Source organism: Vibrio sp. 1F263, assembly GCF_041439035.1.
Taxonomy (GTDB): Bacteria; Pseudomonadota; Gammaproteobacteria; order Enterobacterales; family Vibrionaceae; genus Vibrio; species Vibrio tasmaniensis_A.
Genome location: NZ_JBGONI010000012.1, coordinates 41,420 through 61,551, shown reverse-complemented (window position 1 = coordinate 61,551; position 20,132 = coordinate 41,420). Strand labels below are relative to the sequence as shown.

The 20,132-nt window shown below is 45.0% G+C and carries 23 protein-coding genes and 1 other RNA gene; 16 read left to right on the top strand and 8 right to left on the bottom strand.

All coding sequences use genetic code 11. The annotated features are described in order from the left end of the window. Positions 1–198: 198 nt before the first annotated feature. The 4 genes from rpiA to zapA form a co-directional block, all read right to left on the bottom strand. On the bottom strand, positions 199–855 hold the full coding sequence (gene rpiA, locus ACED25_RS10460) for a ribose-5-phosphate isomerase RpiA (protein WP_009847664.1): 657 nt from the start codon (positions 853–855) through the stop codon (positions 199–201). A gap of 124 nt (positions 856–979) precedes the next feature. Then, complete coding sequence (locus ACED25_RS10455) at positions 980–1,579, bottom strand: 5-formyltetrahydrofolate cyclo-ligase (protein WP_371695225.1); 600 nt, start codon at positions 1,577–1,579, stop codon at positions 980–982. A gap of 6 nt (positions 1,580–1,585) precedes the next feature. Further along, positions 1,586–1,768: non-coding RNA, 6S RNA (ssrS, locus tag ACED25_RS10450), on the bottom strand. Positions 1,769–1,779: 11 nt separating this feature from the next. Beyond that, the gene (gene zapA, locus ACED25_RS10445; RefSeq protein ID WP_004735366.1) at positions 1,780–2,088 is read right to left on the bottom strand and encodes a cell division protein ZapA; all 309 of its coding nucleotides are present in this window, start codon (positions 2,086–2,088) and stop codon (positions 1,780–1,782) included. A gap of 307 nt (positions 2,089–2,395) precedes the next feature. On the opposite strand from zapA, the gene ACED25_RS10440 reads away from it, so the two are divergent. Genes ACED25_RS10440 through ACED25_RS10430 form a run of 3 tightly spaced genes read left to right on the top strand, consistent with a single transcriptional unit; the run spans position 2,396 to position 5,409 of the window. Beyond that, on the top strand, positions 2,396–2,971 hold the full coding sequence (locus ACED25_RS10440) for a YecA family protein (RefSeq protein WP_004735367.1): 576 nt from the start codon (positions 2,396–2,398) through the stop codon (positions 2,969–2,971). Between the two features lie 24 nt (positions 2,972–2,995). Next, a complete protein-coding gene (ubiH, locus tag ACED25_RS10435) occupies positions 2,996–4,174 on the top strand; it encodes a 2-octaprenyl-6-methoxyphenyl hydroxylase (RefSeq protein ID WP_371695224.1) in 1,179 nt (392 codons plus the stop codon). A gap of 11 nt (positions 4,175–4,185) precedes the next feature. Then, positions 4,186–5,409 carry an FAD-dependent 2-octaprenylphenol hydroxylase gene (locus tag ACED25_RS10430; protein ID WP_135382347.1) on the top strand — a complete coding sequence of 408 codons (1,224 nt, stop codon included), beginning with the start codon at positions 4,186–4,188 and terminating at the stop codon, positions 5,407–5,409. A 148-nt stretch (positions 5,410–5,557) separates the two neighbouring features. On the opposite strand, the gene ACED25_RS10425 is transcribed toward ACED25_RS10430, so the two are convergent. The 3 genes from ACED25_RS10425 to ygfZ all read right to left on the bottom strand — a co-directional run bounded on the left by ACED25_RS10425 (position 5,558) and on the right by ygfZ (position 7,765). Continuing rightward, entirely contained in the window at positions 5,558–5,764 is a 207-nt protein-coding gene (locus ACED25_RS10425) for a DUF1107 domain-containing protein (protein WP_009847660.1), read from the bottom strand. A gap of 563 nt (positions 5,765–6,327) precedes the next feature. Next, positions 6,328–6,789, bottom strand: coding sequence for an aminoacyl-tRNA deacylase (locus ACED25_RS10420; protein WP_009847659.1), 462 nt, complete (start codon positions 6,787–6,789; stop codon positions 6,328–6,330). Between the two features lie 4 nt (positions 6,790–6,793). Further along, positions 6,794–7,765, bottom strand: a complete 972-nt coding sequence (ygfZ, locus tag ACED25_RS10415) for a tRNA-modifying protein YgfZ (RefSeq protein ID WP_135382346.1) — start codon at positions 7,763–7,765, stop codon at positions 6,794–6,796. A gap of 167 nt (positions 7,766–7,932) precedes the next feature. Here ygfZ and ACED25_RS10410 point away from each other — a divergent pair, with 167 nt between their 5' ends. Then, positions 7,933–8,193 (top strand): succinate dehydrogenase assembly factor 2, encoded by a 261-nt coding sequence (locus tag ACED25_RS10410; protein ID WP_004735374.1) that lies wholly within the window; start codon positions 7,933–7,935, stop codon positions 8,191–8,193. Continuing rightward, positions 8,141–8,581, top strand: a complete 441-nt coding sequence (locus ACED25_RS10405; protein ID WP_347230482.1) for a protein YgfX — start codon at positions 8,141–8,143, stop codon at positions 8,579–8,581. Before ACED25_RS10410 ends, ACED25_RS10405 begins: the two co-directional genes overlap by 53 nt. Positions 8,582–8,646: 65 nt before the next feature. On the opposite strand, the gene nadB is transcribed toward ACED25_RS10405, so the two are convergent. Then, positions 8,647–10,263, bottom strand: coding sequence for an L-aspartate oxidase (gene nadB, locus ACED25_RS10400; RefSeq protein ID WP_009847657.1), 1,617 nt, complete (start codon positions 10,261–10,263; stop codon positions 8,647–8,649). 389 nt (positions 10,264–10,652) lie between these two features. On the opposite strand from nadB, the gene rpoE reads away from it, so the two are divergent. From rpoE to acpS, 11 genes are all read left to right on the top strand, one after another. After that, a complete protein-coding gene (gene rpoE, locus ACED25_RS10395) occupies positions 10,653–11,231 on the top strand; it encodes an RNA polymerase sigma factor RpoE (protein WP_004735377.1) in 579 nt (192 codons plus the stop codon). A 26-nt stretch (positions 11,232–11,257) separates the two neighbouring features. Then, on the top strand, positions 11,258–11,881 hold the full coding sequence (locus ACED25_RS10390; protein WP_029223850.1) for a sigma-E factor negative regulatory protein: 624 nt from the start codon (positions 11,258–11,260) through the stop codon (positions 11,879–11,881). Continuing rightward, positions 11,878–12,840, top strand: a complete 963-nt coding sequence (rseB, locus tag ACED25_RS10385) for a sigma-E factor regulatory protein RseB (protein ID WP_009847655.1) — start codon at positions 11,878–11,880, stop codon at positions 12,838–12,840. Before ACED25_RS10390 ends, rseB begins: the two co-directional genes overlap by 4 nt. Further along, on the top strand, positions 12,837–13,307 hold the full coding sequence (locus ACED25_RS10380; protein ID WP_371695223.1) for a SoxR reducing system RseC family protein: 471 nt from the start codon (positions 12,837–12,839) through the stop codon (positions 13,305–13,307). The genes rseB and ACED25_RS10380 overlap by 4 nt, the downstream gene beginning before the upstream one ends. 137 nt (positions 13,308–13,444) lie before the next feature. Continuing rightward, a complete protein-coding gene (gene lepA / locus ACED25_RS10375; protein WP_371695221.1) occupies positions 13,445–15,238 on the top strand; it encodes a translation elongation factor 4 in 1,794 nt (597 codons plus the stop codon). Between the two features lie 245 nt (positions 15,239–15,483). Then, complete coding sequence (gene lepB, locus ACED25_RS10370; RefSeq protein WP_017103267.1) at positions 15,484–16,380, top strand: signal peptidase I; 897 nt, start codon at positions 15,484–15,486, stop codon at positions 16,378–16,380. A gap of 26 nt (positions 16,381–16,406) precedes the next feature. Next, a complete protein-coding gene (gene rnc / locus ACED25_RS10365; protein WP_004735383.1) occupies positions 16,407–17,084 on the top strand; it encodes a ribonuclease III in 678 nt (225 codons plus the stop codon). Further along, entirely contained in the window at positions 17,077–18,048 is a 972-nt protein-coding gene (era, locus tag ACED25_RS10360) for a GTPase Era (RefSeq protein ID WP_004735384.1), read from the top strand. The genes rnc and era overlap by 8 nt, the downstream gene beginning before the upstream one ends. Before the next feature lie 102 nt (positions 18,049–18,150). After that, positions 18,151–18,879, top strand: a complete 729-nt coding sequence (gene recO, locus ACED25_RS10355; protein WP_012604785.1) for a DNA repair protein RecO — start codon at positions 18,151–18,153, stop codon at positions 18,877–18,879. Then, positions 18,876–19,613, top strand: coding sequence for a pyridoxine 5'-phosphate synthase (pdxJ, locus tag ACED25_RS10350; protein WP_009847651.1), 738 nt, complete (start codon positions 18,876–18,878; stop codon positions 19,611–19,613). Before recO ends, pdxJ begins: the two co-directional genes overlap by 4 nt. Positions 19,614–19,706: 93 nt before the next feature. Next, the gene (acpS, locus tag ACED25_RS10345) at positions 19,707–20,087 is read left to right on the top strand and encodes a holo-ACP synthase (RefSeq protein ID WP_009847650.1); all 381 of its coding nucleotides are present in this window, start codon (positions 19,707–19,709) and stop codon (positions 20,085–20,087) included. Positions 20,088–20,132: the final 45 nt, after the last annotated feature.

The window sequence follows — 20,132 nt, the reverse complement described above, 5'->3', positions numbered from 1 at the left end:
AGGGGAACAAATTCACCACTTTGTTAGGAGACAAACGTTTTCCCTGTGCGTCTTCTGAACAATAAAGTAACAAAAAAAAAGTGTTTTGGGTAAGAAAATTACGGAATAAGACATAATTTTACAGCAATAAAGCAAAAAAAACGGCGCCCTAGGGCACCGTCTGTAATGAAGTAACAGAAAAACTCAATCTTCTATTATTTATTCTTCGATTTTTGCACCTTCAGGCGTGCCAGTGATAACTACATCAGCACCACGGTGAGCGAACAGACCAACCGTTACCACACCAGCGATGCCATTGATGATATCTTCTAGCTGTTTTGGGTTTTCGATCGCCATGCCGTACACATCTAGGATCACGTTGCCGTTATCGGTTGTGCAGCCTTCGCGGTAAACTGGGTCACCACCAAGTTTTACTAATTCACGAGCAACGTATGAGCGTGCCATTGGGATAACTTCAACAGGCAGTGGGAATTTACCCAACACATCAACTGCTTTGGTACCATCAACGATACAAATAAACTTATCAGAGATAGCTGCTACGATTTTTTCACGAGTCAAAGCAGCGCCGCCGCCTTTGATCATATCGCGAGAACCGTTAATCTCGTCAGCGCCATCAACATAGATGTCTAGCTTGAATACGTCGTTGCATTCGAATACTTTGATTTCTAGCGCTTCTAGTTTTTCAGTAGAGGCTACAGAGCTTGAAACCGCACCCTTGATTTTGTCTTTCATTGTGCCAAGCGCGTCGATGAAGTGATTTACTGTTGAGCCAGTACCTACACCTACAATGCTGCCTTCTTCAACATATTGAAGTGCTGCCCAGCCCGCTGCTTTTTTCATTTCATCTTGAGTCATGCCATTCTCCTGAATAAGGTCTTGCGCTTTGAATTAATCGTATGCGTAATGATGAAGTTAACGTTTAGATATTGGGGTAACTTTTGGATATCGAGGTTAACGTTTGCGGCGCGATTATAGCGCTTTAATGGTTGTTTTCCCATTGCCAAGTTTTACTCGGAGTCACGATTTTAGGTAACGGAATGTCCCAACCTTCAATAGGTAAGCGATCGACATGTTGGCAATCATGGGCCAGACCAATCGGGGGTGCACCATTACCGGTCTCAAACCATCGAGCCAAAGTGCGATCGTAATATCCACCGCCCATGCCTAAGCGATGTCCCTGAGAGTCAAAGCCCACCAAGGGTGTGAGAATAAGATCGAGTTGTTGGCATGGTTTGACGAGCAATTGATTCAGCTGAGGCTCAACGATACCGTATTTATTAAGGACGGTCGCTGTGTCTGGAGAATAGTGAAGAAATAACAGGTGTCCGGCAGAGAAGGGGTGTAATACCGGTAAATAAGTTTGCTTACCTTGCGCCCATAACCATTCAATTAACGGCTGTGTATCGAGTTCGCCATCGATGGATATATAGAGTGCGATATGCTGAGCAGATTGAACTTCATCAAGCTGAGCGCACTGCTGGACTAAATCTAAACCGGATTGAGTTTGTTGGTCGCCAGATAAGGCATTACGCTTGATACGGATCTGTTTGCGAAATTCGCTGCGTGTGAGCGTCTTCATAAGAAGGGATACCCCAAAGTGCCGTTGAGAATAGATGGCCCTTGAACCAGCGAGTTCAAGGCGGATCAGCAATGATTACCGTAGGCTTCTCGGCGGACCGAGCATGCTCAATAGCACTCAAGTACTAACCCTTAGGGATTGCTTATCGGCTCGGGGACGTGAATCCTCTGACAAACACTCCAGGGTAAATTTTGTGTACGCTATTGCTGTCCGTGCTTAACTTTACTGAGGACATCAGAAAGTGATGTCGTGAGCTGTTCCATTCGCTCGGTCAGTGCGTTTTGTTCGTCGTTTGCTTCAAACTTCTTGGTTTGTAGCTCATAACAAATATTCAGAGCTGCGATCGTTAGCAGCTTCACTTCATTGGTTACCTTAGTACGTTCAGCCATCTCTTTCAATCGATTATCAAGATCGGCCGCCGCTGCAATTAATGACTCCTCTTGCCCAGGAGGACAATTAACTCGAGTCAGTTTTCCTAATATTTCAACGTCTACCGCTTGATTACTCATGATGGATGAACTCTTTAACGCACTATTTAAGGCTGTTGCTCTTTATCATTTTTTGAGAAAGAAAAAGTGCAAGTACCGATGAGGAAGCAATCTCCTCTGAGGGAGAAACTATAGGTAAACCGCTATTAAGATTCAAGCTTTTCAGAGTGACTGTTTGTAAATGAGAGCTTGAGCACACAGTAATTCAGCAAATTGAACAATTGGTAGTCAGTCATCCTTCAATTGCTCAGGATCGATGCTTACCAGAATTGGGGTGAAGTGGTACGATTATACTATCGATATAAAGAATAACTGAGCGAGCTATCTGATGAGCGAAACTACTTTACCTGACTACCTAACGGTTGCGACTGAACTTCAATCGGCAAGCCTAGCCGTAAACCCTGCTGAGATGCATGGTTTATTAACGGGTATGTTGAGCGGAGGCTTAAACCTAGCAGATAAAAGCTGGCAACCACTTATCTTTGATTACACCAATGAAGGCATGGGGTGGCCAGATCGCGCATTAACGTTAGCGGAAGCTACATTAAAGGTGACGACCAGCGAAATCACAGGTTCAGGCATGGAACTGTCTATGTTGCTGCCTGATGAAGACGCAAGCGCAAGCTTGTTTGATTTGGCTGATGGTGTGTCAGATTGGATCAACCACTTTATTTCTGGTTTAGGCTTGGTTGGCGCTCAATTGAATAAAGCGTCTGACGGTACCAAAGAAGCATTAGCTGATCTTGAAGAGATGGCAAAGCTAGGCATTGACGAAGACGATGATATGGAAGAGCAAGCGCAGCTTCTAGAGCACGTTATTGAACACGTAAAAGCGTGTGCACTAACGATTCATGCTGAATTCGGTGCTCGCCCATCTGAAGATGCGGCTCCAACCATTCATTAATCCGCTTGTCGGTTTGAGGTTATAATGGCTCAGTATGATGTTGTAATTGCTGGTGGCGCAATGGCGGGGGCGACCTTAGCCCTTGCTCTGAATCACCTAAGTCAAGGTTCTCTATCGATTGCGGTAGTAGAGCCTTATCAGGTTGATCATCAAGCTCACCCAGGCTTTGATTCTCGTTCGATCGCTCTGTCTTATGGCACGGTGCAGATCCTCGATTCTTTGCGCCTTTGGCAATCTATCGCTCCGGTAGCGACCCCAATTAAAGATATCCATGTATCAGATCGAGGTCATGCTGGGATGACAGACATCTACAGTGAAGATCTTGCTGTTGATGCGCTCGGCTACGTGGTGGAGTTAGCGGATGTTGGGCGGATCTATCAGCAGAAATTAGAATCAGAAGCTGCAATTACGATGCTTTGCCCTGAGTCTGTTAGAACCGTTGAACGTGATGAATCGTTAACGACGATTGAGCTGACAAGTGGGCAAACCGTCACGACTAAGTTATTGGTTGCTGCTGACGGTGCAATCTCAACCTGTTGTCAGCAACTCAATATCTCATTGAGTGAGCATGGCTTTGAACAAGTCGCTGTGATTGCCAATATCGTTGCTAGTGAGCCCCATCAAGGTCGAGCCTTTGAGCGTTTTACTCATCATGGGCCAGTTGCTCTGTTACCGATGAGCGACAACCGTTTATCGCTAGTTTGGTGTTTGTCACCGGAACAAGCACAAAAAGTGGTGGCCTTAAACGACAACGAATTTCTTGAGCAGTTACAGAATGACTTCGGTTGGCGACTTGGCCGACTAGAGAAAGTCGGCAAGCGTGCGAGCTACCCACTGATTCTTCGCCACCGACAGCAAAATATCTCTCATCGATTTGCCATTGTTGGCAATGCTGCTCAAACACTTCACCCTATTGCGGGGCAAGGTTTTAATCTTGGCATTCGTGATGTGGCTTCTTTGGCTGAAGAGTTATGTAACCAACTGGATGATGTTGGGCGTTACACTGGTCTTGTTAACTTTAGAAAGCGTAGAGAACAAGACAGAGACACGACGATTACGTTGACTTCAAGCCTAGTTCATCTGTTCTCAAACGATTTTTTGACCGCTCGTATTGGGCGAAACCTTGGGTTAGCCGTAATTGATAACCTTCCACCACTTAAAGGTCCACTTTTGCGTCATACGCTTGGCCTAGTAGAAAGATAAGGTAATAAATAATGATGCAAAGTGTTGATATCGCGATTGTTGGCGGTGGCATGGTTGGCCTAGCGCTTGCGGCTGCACTGAAAGACAGCGATCTAAGAATTGCGGTCATTGAAGGCAGAGCGCCTAGCGAAGGGCTTAGCGAATTGCCTGATGTGCGTGTGTCGGCATTGAGCCGCTCGAGTGAAGTGATTCTTCGCAATCTAGGCGCATGGCAAGGTATCGAACAAAGACGTGCTGCGCCCTACCAAGCGATGGAAGTGTGGGAACAAGACAGCTTTGCTCGCATTGAGTTTGACTCAACACGCTTAGCACAGCCTAACCTAGGCCATATTGTAGAAAACCGCGTAATTCAATTAGCGCTGCTTGATCAGGTTAAGAAGCAAGATAATGTCAGCCTATACATGCCTGCAACGTGTAAAACGATGGCGATTGGTGAGAGCGAAGCATGGCTAACGTTAGACAACGGCCAAGCGCTGACAGCAAAGTTAGTTGTTGGAGCTGACGGTGCAAACTCTTGGGTTCGCAAGCAACAAGATATCCCATTAACTCATTGGGATTACGGCCACAGTGCGATTGTCGCGAACATCAAAACCTCAGAGCAGCACCATAGCGTTGCTCGTCAAATATTTACACCTCAAGGCCCATTGGCGTTCCTGCCAATGCAACCAACGAATATGAGCTCGATAGTTTGGTCTACGGAGCCTAATCGTGCCGAGAAGCTTGTATCAATGTCGGATGCTGATTTTAATAAGCAGCTAACGGCAGAGTTCGACTCAAAGCTTGGATTATGCGAAGTGGTTGGTGAGCGTTTTGCCTTCCCTCTGCGTATGCGATATGCGCGAGATTTCGCGGTAGAGCGTGTAGCTTTGGTGGGGGATGCTGCTCATACTATTCACCCATTAGCAGGGCAAGGCGTGAACCTTGGTCTATTAGACGCTGCAAGCTTAGCGCAAGAGCTGTTAACGCTATGGGCTTCTGGTGAGGATATTGGCACCAAGCGCAACCTTCGTGGCTATGAGCGCTGGAGAAAAGCTGAGGCGGCGAAAATGATTGCTTCAATGCAGGGCTTTAAAGATCTGTTTGAAGGCGATAATCCGGCTAAGAAGCTGATTCGTGGTATCGGTATGAAGCTTGCTGGTCAATTACCGGGTGCGAAAGATGAGATAATGAAGCGAGCGCTGGGGTTGTCGGGCAATCTTCCGGATTTAGCCAAGCGTCCAGTTACGCACCAATAATCAACAATCGCAAATCAATAGTCGCGCACGGGTGAGCCGTTGTTGATGGTCAGCAGCTGGAGCTGATTGCCATTGACTCAATCTGAACACGAAAAAAGGGTTGGCATAATGCCAACCCTTTTTGTTTTTAATTCTTTAGACTATCAGATCATGCGTACGCGCAGCGCAGTTTCATGATTTCACTATTTATTTCTTTCACGGTTTGGAAGTGACGCTTCTCTGCTCGGTCTGGTAGTACGAGTTTACCGTTATCAAACTCAAATTTACCTACGCCGTAAATGTAGATTCGTCCTTTGAAAAGTCGACTTACATGTTTAGCAATCATACTCGGTGTATAGCGCTTAAACAGTCTCATTTTTAATTATCCTTATATTTACCTAGCCTGCATATTATAGAAAAACTCCGAGATAATTATTGTGATAAGCATGGAGTAATATGCAGTAGAGTTGACGTTAATTAGATATTTGTGCTGTTCTAAGCACTTTCTTCAGTAAATATCTATTTTTACGTGAGCTCCTCCCCAAAATAGTACTGAGTAGTGAACTGCTACGAACTTTCCTGTCCGGTATTAAGCAGTGCTAATGTTACAAGTATAAGAATAGGCGGGATTTTTTTGTTTGTGTAATCAAATTGTAAATTTTGAACAAAAAAAAAGCCCGTCTAAAACGGGCGAATAGTCACAGATGCATTACACAAAAGTGGATACTGATGTTACTCAGTGGATTCACTTGTACTGATTTGCTTAAAGGCTAGTCAGTAAAATTACAATAACGCAAATTCAACCTTATGACTACTTATGCTTTTATTTTGAGTAACTATTTAGGGTGGGCGTGTTTTTCTTATGACGAAGTTCACACTAAAAATGTACTCAATGAAATATTAACATGAAGCTTGCGAAGCATGATCTGTTCGAAACGTTCATCGACTGATGTCAGCGACGATCGGTGCACATAGTGCTATGAGATCATTGGGATCCAACGCAACGCCAGCCATTCGATCACCTGAGCTAATGGTAACGGTCGAGTTGCTCTGAATGGAAGGATCAAAAATGATCGGCATGTATCTCTTTAGAGCAATAGGCCCAACACATCCAGCTTTAAAGCCGGTGATGGCTTCAACATCAGCGAGTGATACGCAGGTCATTCGACGGCAATTCAGTACCGAGCGTACTTTTTTTGGATCGATAGAGCGATCGCCAGGAGTACAGGCCAACGCATACTGGTTTCCCATATCCTTAAGCAGGATGCACTTGACCATTTGAGAGGCATTAATGCCTCGTTCTTGCGCGGTCTCTTCGATGCTGGTGGTTGGCTTGCTTTGCACCAACAGGCGATAGTCCACCTGCTGTTGATCTAACCATTGTGTAATCAGTGTTTCCACGTGGCTACTCTTCGTCAAGGCTGTAAGGCAGTGGCAGAATGTTCCATACTTGCTCAGGTTGCGCAGTCAATCGAAGCTGAACATCGTCATCAAGGTTGTTTGGCAACACCATCAAACCAATCGCCTGATTATCAGCAAATTGATAGACGTTTAATAGTCGGCCTGCACCGCGCCAGTTCTCACCTACGCTGCGCTCTAGTTCAATCGTATTCTCTAGAGACAATACATCTGAACTCGTTCCTGAAACAATGCGCATTTCACGCTTGTTCATGCCACGGTATTTAGCACGAGCAACTGTTTCTTGACCTGTGTAACAGCCTTTTGAAAAGCTGATACCGCCAATCGCTTGCAGGTTGAGTGCTTGAGGGATGTGTTCGTTTTGCTCTGCTTTCGATAGGTTCGGCTGAGCATCAAGAATTTCATGATACTGCCAAAGCGCTTCTGATACTTTTTCTGCAGTGCTGCTTGATACCAAGGCTTCTGCTGCTTCTTGCGTAACAAGTAGAGCCCAACGGTTGTCAGAGACTTGAACAGCGGTGCCACCAGAGATTACACGCACTTTACCTTGGCTTTCTGAAATCGAGTCAATGTATTGATCAGCGGACGCGCCCATGACACCGATAACAACGTCAGACGTTTGCTCGATATCAACCTTAGAGAATACAGCGTATTTCTTGATTTCAACTAATTCGACTTCAATCGCAGACTTAGGCTGCATGAGTGCGTAGCCACCGTTGTGGTGGAACAAGCGAAAGATACTCCATACCTTTCCTTTCGCATCACAATGCGCACCTAATGTAGATTCATCATTAGGAAGAGTGACGACATCGCACGTAACTTGACCTTGTAGGTACGACTTTTTGTCATCGCCTATCATGGTAATTGCGCTCCAGTCTGACACGTGTGTCATCATCAGATCTGGAAGCGATTCTTTTTGCGTATGAGCGAGCGGCTGAAATGTGTTTTTCCAATCCATTTTATCTTTCCTAAGAATTTTATTTGGCTCTATGTTAATCCGGTTCTGTTTCTTTGTCAGCTTAGGTTTTTTTGTGAGCTTAGATAGGGACTGTGACTCACATAGTAGTTGCAGAGCGTATGACTTGTTACACTCCGAGAAAGAAAAATTATAGGTGAGGATAGCCAATGTACACTGCAGAGCAGAAAGCACGAATTAAATGGGGTTGCCGTCGTGGCATGTTGGAACTTGACGTAGTTATCATGCCATTTTTTGAAGAGTGTTTTGATTCATTGCAAGAGCAGGAGCAGCGTGAGTTTGTTTCTCTATTAGAGTGTGATGACCCAGACCTGTTTACTTGGGTAATGGGACACGGACGCAGTGAAAACCTAGGCCATGCTTCAATGGTTGATAAAATTGTCGCGCATAACCTCAGCAAGGTTCGTTAAGCTTCAGCTTAACCCTTCGTATTTCGCATTATTTGCAAAAGGCACTGTTTTTGGGTGCCTTTTGTTTTTCATCGTTTTCTCTTCTATTCCACTCGCTGTTGCCCTCTATTGTTTAGCTTTAGTGTTCAGTTTGTTTAAAGCCAATCATGTAATTTTTAATACAGCACATGGGTGCTTTGACTATAAAGAAGATGGCGAGATCCGACTCAATGAGCAAGCCTACACACTTAAGTCCGTTGATAAGATCTGGGCGCAGTTCTTCGTTAAATTGCAGTTTGAGTGCGGATATTCAGTCTTGTTGTGGCGAGATAGTTGCAATGAACGTGAATATCGACACTTCTTGGCGCATTTACAACGAGTCCGTTTGATAAACGAAAGCATTGGATAAACAAGAACCAAAGATAAAAGAAAGGGAGCTCTAGGCTCCCTGTCGTCTTTTTCCATGACCAAAAATCAAGACTGGCTTTTCTCTGGTGTCAGAATGGTTGGGCCGCTGTCTTCTGCAAGTTCTGGGTAATCCAGCGTGTAGTGTAGGCCGCGGCTCTCTTTACGTTGCATTGCACAGCGAACCATCAACTCAGCCACTTGTAGTAAGTTACGCAGTTCTAATAGGTTATTTGAAACCTTAAAGTAGCTGTAGTACTCATGAGTTTCCTGCTGCAACATCTGAATGCGGCGCATTGCACGTTCAAGGCGTTTGTCCGTTCGAACAATACCCATGTAATCCCACATGAACAGTCTTAGCTCGTGCCAGTTGTGTTGAATGATCACTTCTTCATCACTGTTGGTGACTTGGCTTTCATCCCATGCCGGAAGTTCAGCGCACAGTTGAGATTGGTCGATGTTTTCAACGATATCTTTTGCGGCTGCCCACGCGTATACCACACACTCAAGCAGTGAATTTGAAGCCATACGGTTTGCACCGTGCAAGCCGGTATAACTCACTTCGCCAATCGCATATAGGTTAGTGAGGTCAGTTTGACCTTGCTTATTGACCATGACACCACCACAAGTGTAGTGAGCTGCCGGTACGATTGGAATCGGTTCTTTGGTCATATCAATCCCCAAATCCATCAAGCGAGTATGGATCATTGGGAAATGCGTCGTGATGAATTCTTCAGGTTTGTGGCTGATATCAACATACATGCAGTCAGCACCTAAGCGCTTCATTTCAAAGTCAATCGCACGAGCAACCACATCACGTGGAGCCAATTCACCGCGCTCATCGAAGTCCTTCATAAAGCGAGAGCCATCTGGGCGACGCAAATAGGCACCTTCACCACGCAATGCTTCCGTTAGTAGGAAGTTACGCGCTTCTGGGTGGAATAAGCAAGTCGGGTGGAACTGGTTGAACTCAAGGTTTGCCACACGACAACCCGCACGCCAAGCGATAGCAATACCATCACCTGAAGAGACATCTGGGTTAGAGGTGTATTGGTAAACTTTTGAAGCGCCGCCTGTTGCTAATACAACAAATTTAGCGCGCACGGTTTCAACGTGTTCTTGGTTACGGTTCCAAATATAGGCACCGATAACCTTGTCTTTCGAACCACCTATCTTATCTTCAGTGATTAAATCCAGCGCATTGTGACGCTCGAAGATCTCGATATTTGGGTGATTCTTGACGTTATCTTGCAGTGAGGTTTGCATCGCCATGCCAGTTGCATCGGCAGCGTGCAGAATTCTGCGGTGACTGTGGCCGCCCTCACGAGTGAGGTGATATTTTGGTTGGCCTTCTGTGCTGTTCTCATCTTTATCAAATGGAACACCACCATCAATCAGCCATTGCACACACTCTTTAGCATTTTCAGCAATGAATTGAACTGTATCTTCTTCGCATAACCCAGCCCCAGCAATTTGAGTATCTTCTACATGAGACTCAATACTGTCCGATTCATCGAACACCGCCGCAATACCACCTTGTGCGTAATACGTCGATCCTTCGCTGCGTGGTCCTTTGCTTAATACAATTACTTTTGCATGTTCTGCTACGCGTAAGGCTAATGACAAGCCTGCCGCACCACTTCCTACCACTAATACATCACACTGATGTTCACGGTTTGCGTTCATAAAACTTATTAAATCCCGGGCTATTGTCGAGTTGTCCATGCTCAATTGACTTCGTCTTGTTTTAGGAGTTTGGGTAAGACTGTTATAATCTTTCCCTAGTCATCCTAAAACACGACACAAAATCAATATATAGACAGCTATCTAGAAATATTTAATTGCTCAATACCATTGCTTTTGCTCAAGTTTCCCCAAATTGATAGGGATAACTATTTTTATTACATCACATTGTGAAACAATAATGGCAAATAATTTTAGGAAAGTTGGAACTTTCGGTATTTGGCTTAGTCACAATAGTGCTCTTGTAGACGGTGGTGTCAATACTACATTTCGCATAATTAGTACCCATATCTGTGAAGGTAAGGGTTATAACAATAGGAGTACCCGCTCGAATGAACGAGCAGCTAACCGATCAAGTGTTGATTGAGCGAGTTCAGAGTGGAGATAAGCAGGCATTTAACTTATTAGTGGTTAAGTATCAAAACAAAGTTTGTAATCTTATCTCTCGATACGTGAATAATTCCGGTGATGTACCTGATGTAGCACAAGAAGCTTTTATTAAAGCTTACCGCGCGATACCTAACTTTCGTGGTGAGAGTGCTTTCTATACATGGTTGTACCGAATTGCCGTGAACACCGCTAAAAATCATATTGTTGCCCAGAGCCGCAGGCCGCCAGCAACAGATGTCGATGCAGAAGATGCAGAATATTACGAAACAGGCAGCGCGTTAAAAGAAATATCGAACCCTGAGAACTTAACGCTGTCAAACGAATTGAAACAAGTTGTTTTTGGAGCGATTGAAGCGCTACCCGAAGACTTAAAAACTGCAATGACGTTGCGTGAGCTCGAAGGTTTGAGCTACGAAGAGATTGCAGAAGTAATGGATTGCCCTGTAGGAACCGTACGTTCGCGTATTTTCCGAGCTCGTGAAGCGGTAGAAAAGAAAATTAAACCTCTTTTACAACGCTAGAACTTGTAATAATTATGGTGAAAATAATGGCTGATAAAGAAAAGCTTTCGGCACTCATGGATGGTGAAACGATCGATAAAGCTCTCATAGTAGATCTCGAATCTGATCAAGAAAGCATGGATACCTGGCAGAGTTACCATTTAATTGGTGATGTTATGCGTGGGGATGCGCCAGAAACTCCAGAGTGGAACATTGCTAACAGTGTAGCGGCAGCGCTTGATGATGAGCCTGCACATGGTTCAATGTCGAACCTGCACCAAGTGAATGTTGAACCTATTGTTGCTCCGATAGAAGAGCAGCCTAAACCTCAGCAAGCGAAGCGTCAGCTTCCTGCGTGGTTACAACAGTTTGGACAAGTTGCCGTGGCAGCGTGTGTTTCATTAGCAGTTGTATTAGGTGTTCAGCAATACGGCGGCAGCGATCCAGCAGCTCCAGAGCAGTTGCCTGTACTCCAGACGATTCCATTTGCAGGTTCTGCGGAACCAGTAAGCTTAACGCGTGACTCTGTTGAGAGACCTGCATCTGAAGCTAACATGCAAGAGCAACGCAAACGCGTTCATGCATTGTTAGAAGATTATGAGCTACAACTAAGATTAAACAGTGATGCATCGCCAATGGAAGATGCACACCTAGAATCGGATATTGAATGAAGAAAATCCTGGTCAGTGCACTGACACTGTTCAGCTTGATGTCTCCAACAGCCTTTGCAGAGGAAACCACTGCAAAGGCCTTGTTACATCAAATGAACGAGGCCAGTCAGCATCTAAATTACGAACTCTCCTACATATTGATAAAGAAGAGCAGTATTGAACCTCTGCTTTATCGTCATGCAGTTAACGACGACCAACAACTTGCACACCTTGTTTATCTAAGCGGCCCTGTTCGTGAGGTTATTCGACGTGGCAATGAAGTTAGCTACATCGAACCGGGTACAGAGCCATTTACTATTCAGTCTGGCAGCATGGTTGCACCTGTCATACCGATGATTAATCGAGATATCGATTCTCTCAACCAATACTACGATTTTGTAAAAGTTGGGCGTTCTCGTGAGGCGGGCAGTACCACGCAAGTATTACGCGTAGTGCCGAAAGACGGCCTTCGATACTCTTATGTGGTTTGGGTCGACGAGAAAACCAACCTTCCTTTGCGTGCCGATCTTTTGGATCGTGATGGCGAAGTGCTTGAGCAGTACCGCACTATCTCTTATGTCGTGAACGATAAAATTGCAGAAGCAATGGGCGGCTTGAATCAAGCTAAATTGCCGAAGGTTTTGTCATTGCCAGAAGGCTTGGTGAGTGAGACCGACTGGCAAGCCTCGTGGGTGCCAGAAGGATTTAAATCGAAAGAACTCAGCCGTTACCAAATGGCTGCGACTGAAAAAATGGTTGAAAGCCAGCTTTTCAGTGATGGATTATTTAGCTTTTCGGTTTATATCGCCGATAAAGACGAACATTCATTGAAAGGACAGCTGGTACGCCAAGGGCGAAGAACCTTGCACAGCTTAGTGATTGGCGACAAAGAAATCTCTGTGGTTGGTGATATTCCGCCAGCAACGGCCAAGCGTATCGCTCAATCCGTCACGTTCAATAAACCGGCACCAGCGCAATGATGACTGCGTTGGCAACCGTTAGCTCAGTCGAACAAAAAGGTAAGCAATATTTTGTTCAACTGAACTGCGAACAACAAACCAGTTGCAGCAGCTGCTCATCTCAAAAAAGCTGCGGAACGGGTATCGTGACCAAGGCTGTTGGCAATAAATCCTTGTTTTGGCAGCTTAAAACCCAAAGTTTAGTTAAAGCAGGCCAGATCGTAGAAATTGGCTTTCCAGAAAAAAGCCTACTTCAGTCTGCGGCTATTGTTTATCTTATCCCGCTTTTCATGTTGATGGTTGGTGCTGGTTTTGGACAACTCTTGTTACAACCCTTACTTCAAGGGGGCGAGGGCATTGTTATCTTAACTGCAGCGCTGTTTACTGCTGGTGGTATTGGTTTGGCGAAGCGCTTAGCCAAACCAATGGAAGATAAATCCAAGCAAGAAGTTGTCTTGATTAGAATCCTAGGCAAGTCTCTCATCTAATTTATGATGCTTATTGCCCTTAAATTGGGTAGAATCTGCCAACTTGATTGAAATGCCGCCACCAATGCTGACTGTAGATTGGACGCGTTGCGGCTTTCTTATTATCCCTATTCAAAGAGTTTAGTCACACCAAGCCTATGAAGCACATTCGTAATTTTTCGATTATCGCCCACATCGACCACGGTAAGTCGACCCTTTCTGACCGCTTAATCCAAGTTTGTGGAGGGTTAAGTGAACGTGAGATGGCAGCTCAAGTCCTCGATTCTATGGATATAGAACGCGAGCGTGGTATTACAATTAAAGCGCAGAGTGTGACTTTAGATTACAAAGCTAAAGATGGTGAAACTTACCAACTTAACTTTATCGATACCCCTGGACACGTAGACTTCTCTTACGAAGTATCTCGCTCTCTAGCCGCTTGTGAAGGCGCGCTTCTTGTAGTAGATGCCGGCCAAGGTGTTGAAGCTCAAACTCTAGCAAACTGTTACACCGCGATCGAAATGGAACTGGAAGTAGTGCCAATCTTGAACAAGATTGACTTACCTGCTGCTGAACCTGAACGAGTTGCTGAAGAAATCGAAGAGATCGTTGGTATCGATGCGATGGAAGCGACGCGTTGTTCTGCAAAAACCGGTATCGGTGTTGATGACGTTCTTGAAAACATCGTAACGGCTATCCCGCCACCGGAAGGTGATCCAGAAGCGCCACTACAAGCTCTGATCATTGACTCTTGGTTCGATAACTACCTAGGCGTTGTTTCTTTGGTTCGTATCAAGAACGGTAAGCTGAAGAAGAACGACAAGATTAAAGTAATGTCGACAGACCAAGTTTGGGGTGTTGACCGTCTAGGTATCTTCACACCTAAGCAAATCGACACAACTGAGCTAAATACTGGCGAAGTTGGCTGGGTTGTTTGTGGTATTAAAGACATCCTTGGCGCACCTGTTGGTGATACGTTGACGCTTGCAAAAGGCGGCAGCACAGAACGTCTACCTGGTTTCCAAAAAGTGAAGCCTCAGGTATACGCAGGTCTATTCCCAGTATCGTCTGATGACTACGAAAACTTCCGTGACGCACTAGGCAAACTAAGCCTGAACGATGCATCACTATTTTACGAACCAGAAAGTTCAGCAGCACTTGGCTTTGGTTTCCGTTGTGGCTTCTTAGGAATGCTTCACATGGAGATCATCCAAGAGCGTTTAGAGCGTGAATACGACCTAGACCTAATCACAACGGCACCAACCGTAGTGTACGAAGTTGTAAAAACGGATGGCACAATTCTCTATGTTGATAGCCCGGCTAAACTGCCTGCTATTAATGACTTAGAAGAAATTCGTGAACCGATTGCTCGCTGTAATATTCTGGTACCTTCGGATTACCTAGGCAACGTGATCACACTGTGTGTTGAGAAGCGTGGCGTGCAAGTCGACATGGTTTATCACGGCAACCAAGTTGCTGTGACGTACGATCTTCCAATGGCTGAGGTGGTTCTAGACTTCTTCGACCGTCTGAAGTCAACGTCTCGCGGGTACGGATCATTGGATTACAACTTCCAACGTTACGAAGCATCAAACATGGTACGTGTAGATGTATTGTTGAATGGTGAAACGGTTGATGCACTGGCGATCATTACACACAAAGATATTGCCCAGTCTCGTGGTCGTCTACTGGTTGAGAAGATGAAAGAATTCATCCCTCGCCAGATGTTTGATATCGCGATTCAAGCCGCGATTGGTAACCACATTATTGCTCGTTCTACAGTGAAACAACTGCGTAAGAACGTAATCGCAAAATGTTACGGTGGTGATATCAGTCGTAAGAAGAAACTTCTTAAGAAACAAAAAGAAGGTAAGAAGCGTATGAAGCAGATCGGTAACGTTGAACTGCCTCAAGAAGCATTCTTAGCAATTCTTCATGTTGGCAAAGACTAGGTATCAATCGCACTAACTATCTGCTGAACATTACTGGTTAAAATCGTTTATTTCTTTGTTGCAAAGATTGCAATTAGGCCCACTAGTCACTGCACTTTGCGCCTCGAACTAAACGATTTTTCCTGCGTAATCTTCCCAGCATTTAGTCAGCATGATTGATACAAATTAGAAATATTAAGCAGAGTGAAAGAGTTATGCTCTTTCACTTTCGTTATTTTTAAAGAAATGAAATTTAAGGGATATCAATGGCTAATACATTTTCGCTTATCTTAGTGATCGTAACTCTAGTGACTGGCATTGTATGGGCGTTGGAAAAGTTTGTGTGGGCGAAGAAGCGCCAACAAAAACTGGCTGACGTTGAAGCACAGTCGAATGGCCTAGACGCTGCAACCAGCGCAAAAGTTACGGCTCAGCCTTGGTGGGTTGAAAACAGTGTGTCCATTTTCCCTGTAATTGCATTTGTTTTGGTTTTGCGTTCATTTATTTATGAACCGTTTCAAATTCCATCTGGCTCGATGATGCCAACACTATTGGTTGGTGATTTCATCTTGGTAGAAAAGTACGCTTATGGTCTAAAAGATCCTGTATGGCGCACTCAATTGGTAGAAACAGGCAAACCAGAACGTGGTGATTCAATCGTATTCAAATACCCACCTCAGCCGAATATCGACTACATCAAGCGTGTTATTGGTATGCCGGGTGATACCATTCGCTACAGCAGCAATAAAGAAATCTGCATTCAAGCGAAGGGTGGCAGTAGCTGTAAACCAGTGAAGTTGAGTAACGTTGAAGAAAGCCAATTTATTCAAGATGGTGTGCCTCTAATTCAGTTGAATGAACAACTGGGTGACGTGGAGCACCAAATCTTAGTTAACCCATTACGCCGTGATCGTGTGCAAGCATATCAACCTCGCAATGGTGTTAACGAGTGGATCGTTCCAGAAGGCCAATACTTTGTTATGGGTGATAACCGTGACAACAGTGCTGACAGCCGTTACTGGGGCTTTGTCCCTGAAGCAAACCTTGTTGGTAAGGCCGTTGCTATTTGGATCAGCTTCGAATTCGAACGCGGTTCAGACAGTGTACTTCCAACATGGATTCCTACTGGTGTGCGTTTTAATCGCATCGGTGGGATTCACTAATCGATCACATAACACATCGAGAGAGCATGAATTCTCCAATTGATAAACTAGAGAGAAAGATTGGCTATCAGTTTAATGATGCCGATCTTATCCATTTGGCGCTGACTCACCGCAGTGCCGCAGGTAAACATAACGAACGTCTTGAGTTTCTGGGCGATTCAATTTTAAGTTTTGTTATCGCTGATGATCTTTACCACCGTTTCCCTAAGGTAAACGAAGGTGATATGAGCCGCATGCGCGCAACATTAGTACGTGGTCATACATTGGCAGAACTAGGTCGTGAATTCGAACTAGGAGATTACTTAAAATTAGGTCCAGGTGAGTTGAAGAGTGGCGGTTTCCGTCGTGATTCTATTCTAGCGGATGCAGTTGAAGCGATCATCGGCGCTGTCTATTTAGATAGTGATACCGAGGTTGTTCGCCGTATTATTTTAAGCTGGTACCAATCTCGCCTAGAGTCTATTCAGCCTGGTGTATCTCAAAAAGATCCAAAAACTCGCTTACAAGAGTTTTTACAAGGTCGAAGAAATCCCCTACCTGTCTACACAGTGACTAATATTAAAGGTGAAGCACACAACCAAGAGTTTACGGTTGAGTGTGAAGTGGCAGGTGTGGATAAACCTGTTATCGGTAAAGGCACTAGCCGCCGCAAGGCAGAACAAGCGGCTGCTGAAACAGCATTAGAGCAATTAAGCAATGTCTGATAACAATCAAGATTTCGATATCGATGCATTCTTTTCATCTGATAGCAAAAAAACGGGCCTACCGGAAAACCAACACTGTGGCTTCATCGCTATCGTGGGTCGACCAAACGTAGGTAAATCGACGCTTCTGAACCATATTTTGGGTCAGAAAATCTCGATCACATCACGTAAACCTCAGACGACACGCCACCGTATTATGGGCGTAGAAACTGAAGGCGATTACCAAGCGATCTACGTTGATACTCCTGGACTTCACATCGAAGAAAAGCGTGCAATCAACCGTTTGATGAACCGTGCGGCGAATAGCTCATTGAGCGATGTGAACTTAGTATTCTTCCTTGTTGACGGTACTCACTGGACTGACGACGATGAAATGGTACTGAACAAGCTGAGAAAAACAGACTTCCCAGTAGTCCTTTGTATTAATAAGGTAGACAACGTTCAAGACCGTACAGACGTGATGCAACACATGATGGAAGTGTCTAAGAAGATGGACTTCCTTGATGTTGTGCCAATCTCGGCGAAGCAAGGTAAGAATATCGATGTACTGCGTAAGCACGTTCGTAATTCTTTACCAAAAGCGACGCACCACTTCCCTGAAGAGTACGTAACGGATCGCTCACAGCGCTTTATGGCCTCTGAAATCATCCGTGAAAAACTGATGCGATTCACAGGCGAAGAGCTACCTTACTCAGTAACGGTTGAAATCGAGCGTTTTGATTACAACCCAGATAATGATGGTTTCCACATCAATGCTTTGATTCTTGTTGAACGTACTGGTCAGAAGAAGATGGTAATTGGTAAAGCGGGCGAGAAGATCAAAACGATTGGTCGTGAAGCTCGTATCGACATGGAAGAACTGTTCGGTCGTAAGGTTTACCTAGAGACTTGGGTTAAAGTTAAGTCTGGTTGGGCTGACGATGAGCGTGCACTTCGCTCGTTAGGCTACATCGACGATCTATAATATATTGAACGTCACTTTCTGATATTAAGAAAGTTGAATTGAATATAAATACAAGAGAGAGTGCGAACTCTCTCTTTTTGTATCTGTAAGAAGGGTAAGTGATTGAGCGAAGGGTTACAGCGATGCTTTGTGTTGCACCGTCGACCATACAGTGAGTCGAGCCTGATTCTGGACGTCTTCAGCGAAGAGTACGGTCGGGTGACGTTGATGTCTAAAGGTGCGCGGAGTAAGCGTTCTAATTTGAAAGGTGCATTGCAACCTTTTACGCCGCTACTGCTTAAGTGGTCTGGCAATGGTTCAATGAAAACGTTGCGCCAAGCTGAACCGATCAGCTTGGGGCTTCCTCTTGCCGGCATTAATCTGTATTCAGCAATGTACGTTAATGAATTAGTTGGGCGAGTGTTGATGGCCGAAGTGGCCATGCCCGCATTTTTTCATGACTATCTTCATGCCTTAACAGAACTCGCTCATAATGAGAACCCTGAGCCAGCGCTACGTCGTTTTGAATTGGCTCTACTTTCCGCTATGGGGTATGGCGTCGACTTTTTACACTGCGCGGGCACTGGCGAAGCGATTGATCCGAGCATGACTTATCGCTATCGAGAGCAGAAAGGCTTCATCGCTTCGGTGCGTCGAGATAACCTGACTTTTATGGGCGATGAACTTATCGCAATCAGTGAGCGTAGGTTTATCACTAAAGAGCAGTTAAAAGCGGCAAAACGCTTTACACGCATAGCCTTAAAGCCGTATCTTGGCGGCAAACCATTAAAAAGTAGAGAGCTATTTATGCCAACAATAGCCCTCTCTAGAGCACGGAGTATTGGAAAATGAGCTCAATCCTTTTAGGCGTTAATATCGACCATATTGCAACTCTACGTAATGCACGTGGTACTAAATATCCAGACCCAGTACACGCAGCTGAAATTGCTGAACGTGCGGGTGCTGACGGCATTACGATTCACTTGCGTGAAGATCGCCGTCATATTGTTGATCGCGATGTACGTATTCTTGCTGAGACAATCCAGACTCGCATGAACTTAGAGATGGCCGTAACGGACGAGATGGTTCAAATTGCACTCGATACTAATCCTGAGTTCGTTTGTCTGGTTCCAGAAAAGCGTGAAGAGCTGACGACGGAAGGCGGCTTGGACGTGGTTGGTCAACTTGAAAAGATCAAAGCGGCGACCGAAAAATTGTCGGCTGCTGGTATCAAAGTATCTCTGTTTATCGATGCCGATCGTGAGCAAATCGATGCTGCGAAAGCGTGTGGCGCACCGTTCATTGAACTGCACACTGGCCACTATGCTGATGCTAAAACTGAAGAAGACCAACAAGACGAGCTTAAAAAGATTGCTGCAGGTGCAAGCTACGCAGACGACCTTGGTATTACAGTGAATGCGGGTCACGGTCTGACTTACCATAACGTAGCGCCGATTGCGGCACTTCCTGAGATTTACGAGTTGAACATCGGTCACTCGATCATGGGCCGCGCAGTCTTTGATGGTTTGAATAAAGCCGTTGCAGATATGAAAGCCGTGATGGAAACAGCGCGCAACAACGCTTAGTTCTTTAACTCGGCATTCGTTTAGTTGTAAGCGTTAAGCGGTTAATCAGTAGAATCGAAAAGTTAATAGATAGAAGTTGGTAGTAGGGTAAACATGGCTGTTGTTGGATTAGGTACAGATATCGCAGAAATTGAACGTGTTGAAAAGGCATTATCACGAAGTGGTGAGGCTTTCGCTCAGCGTATTTTGACCGATTCTGAATTTGAAGTATTCCAGCAACTTAAGCAAAAAGGGCGTTACCTTGCAAAGCGTTTTGCTGCAAAAGAGGCGGCGTCTAAGGCATTAGGCACAGGCATCGCTCTTGGTGTGACCTTCCACGACTTCGAGATTTCAAATGATGAGCATGGCAAGCCAGTTCTAAGCCTGCATAAAAAAGCGCGTGAAATCGCAGATGCGAGTGGTACAAAGTCGATTCACCTGACTATCTCTGATGAGCGCCATTATGCGGTGGCGACGGTACTACTCGAGTCGTAAATAGATTACCGCTACTCTATATCTAGCACCCTAGGTTCTAGACAG

Excerpts from the sequence above, each read along its gene's own strand:
- rpiA (WP_009847664.1), bottom strand. The coding sequence starts at position 855 with ATGACTCAAGATGAAATGAAAAAAGCAGCGGGCTGGGCAGCACTTCAA.
- ACED25_RS10455 (WP_371695225.1), bottom strand. The coding sequence starts at position 1,579 with ATGAAGACGCTCACACGCAGCGAATTTCGCAAACAGATCCGTATCAAG.
- zapA (WP_004735366.1), bottom strand. The coding sequence starts at position 2,088 with ATGAGTAATCAAGCGGTAGACGTTGAAATATTAGGAAAACTGACTCGA.
- ACED25_RS10440 (WP_004735367.1), top strand. The coding sequence starts at position 2,396 with ATGAGCGAAACTACTTTACCTGACTACCTAACGGTTGCGACTGAACTT.
- ubiH (WP_371695224.1), top strand. The coding sequence starts at position 2,996 with ATGGCTCAGTATGATGTTGTAATTGCTGGTGGCGCAATGGCGGGGGCG.
- ACED25_RS10430 (WP_135382347.1), top strand. The coding sequence starts at position 4,186 with ATGATGCAAAGTGTTGATATCGCGATTGTTGGCGGTGGCATGGTTGGC.
- ACED25_RS10425 (WP_009847660.1), bottom strand. The coding sequence starts at position 5,764 with ATGAGACTGTTTAAGCGCTATACACCGAGTATGATTGCTAAACATGTA.
- ygfZ (WP_135382346.1), bottom strand. The coding sequence starts at position 7,765 with ATGGATTGGAAAAACACATTTCAGCCGCTCGCTCATACGCAAAAAGAA.
- ACED25_RS10410 (WP_004735374.1), top strand. The coding sequence starts at position 7,933 with ATGTACACTGCAGAGCAGAAAGCACGAATTAAATGGGGTTGCCGTCGT.
- ACED25_RS10405 (WP_347230482.1), top strand. The coding sequence starts at position 8,141 with ATGCTTCAATGGTTGATAAAATTGTCGCGCATAACCTCAGCAAGGTTC.
- nadB (WP_009847657.1), bottom strand. The coding sequence starts at position 10,263 with ATGAACGCAAACCGTGAACATCAGTGTGATGTATTAGTGGTAGGAAGT.
- rpoE (WP_004735377.1), top strand. The coding sequence starts at position 10,653 with ATGAACGAGCAGCTAACCGATCAAGTGTTGATTGAGCGAGTTCAGAGT.
- ACED25_RS10390 (WP_029223850.1), top strand. The coding sequence starts at position 11,258 with ATGGCTGATAAAGAAAAGCTTTCGGCACTCATGGATGGTGAAACGATC.
- rseB (WP_009847655.1), top strand. The coding sequence starts at position 11,878 with ATGAAGAAAATCCTGGTCAGTGCACTGACACTGTTCAGCTTGATGTCT.
- ACED25_RS10380 (WP_371695223.1), top strand. The coding sequence starts at position 12,837 with ATGATGACTGCGTTGGCAACCGTTAGCTCAGTCGAACAAAAAGGTAAG.
- lepA (WP_371695221.1), top strand. The coding sequence starts at position 13,445 with ATGAAGCACATTCGTAATTTTTCGATTATCGCCCACATCGACCACGGT.
- lepB (WP_017103267.1), top strand. The coding sequence starts at position 15,484 with ATGGCTAATACATTTTCGCTTATCTTAGTGATCGTAACTCTAGTGACT.
- rnc (WP_004735383.1), top strand. The coding sequence starts at position 16,407 with ATGAATTCTCCAATTGATAAACTAGAGAGAAAGATTGGCTATCAGTTT.
- era (WP_004735384.1), top strand. The coding sequence starts at position 17,077 with ATGTCTGATAACAATCAAGATTTCGATATCGATGCATTCTTTTCATCT.
- pdxJ (WP_009847651.1), top strand. The coding sequence starts at position 18,876 with ATGAGCTCAATCCTTTTAGGCGTTAATATCGACCATATTGCAACTCTA.
- acpS (WP_009847650.1), top strand. The coding sequence starts at position 19,707 with ATGGCTGTTGTTGGATTAGGTACAGATATCGCAGAAATTGAACGTGTT.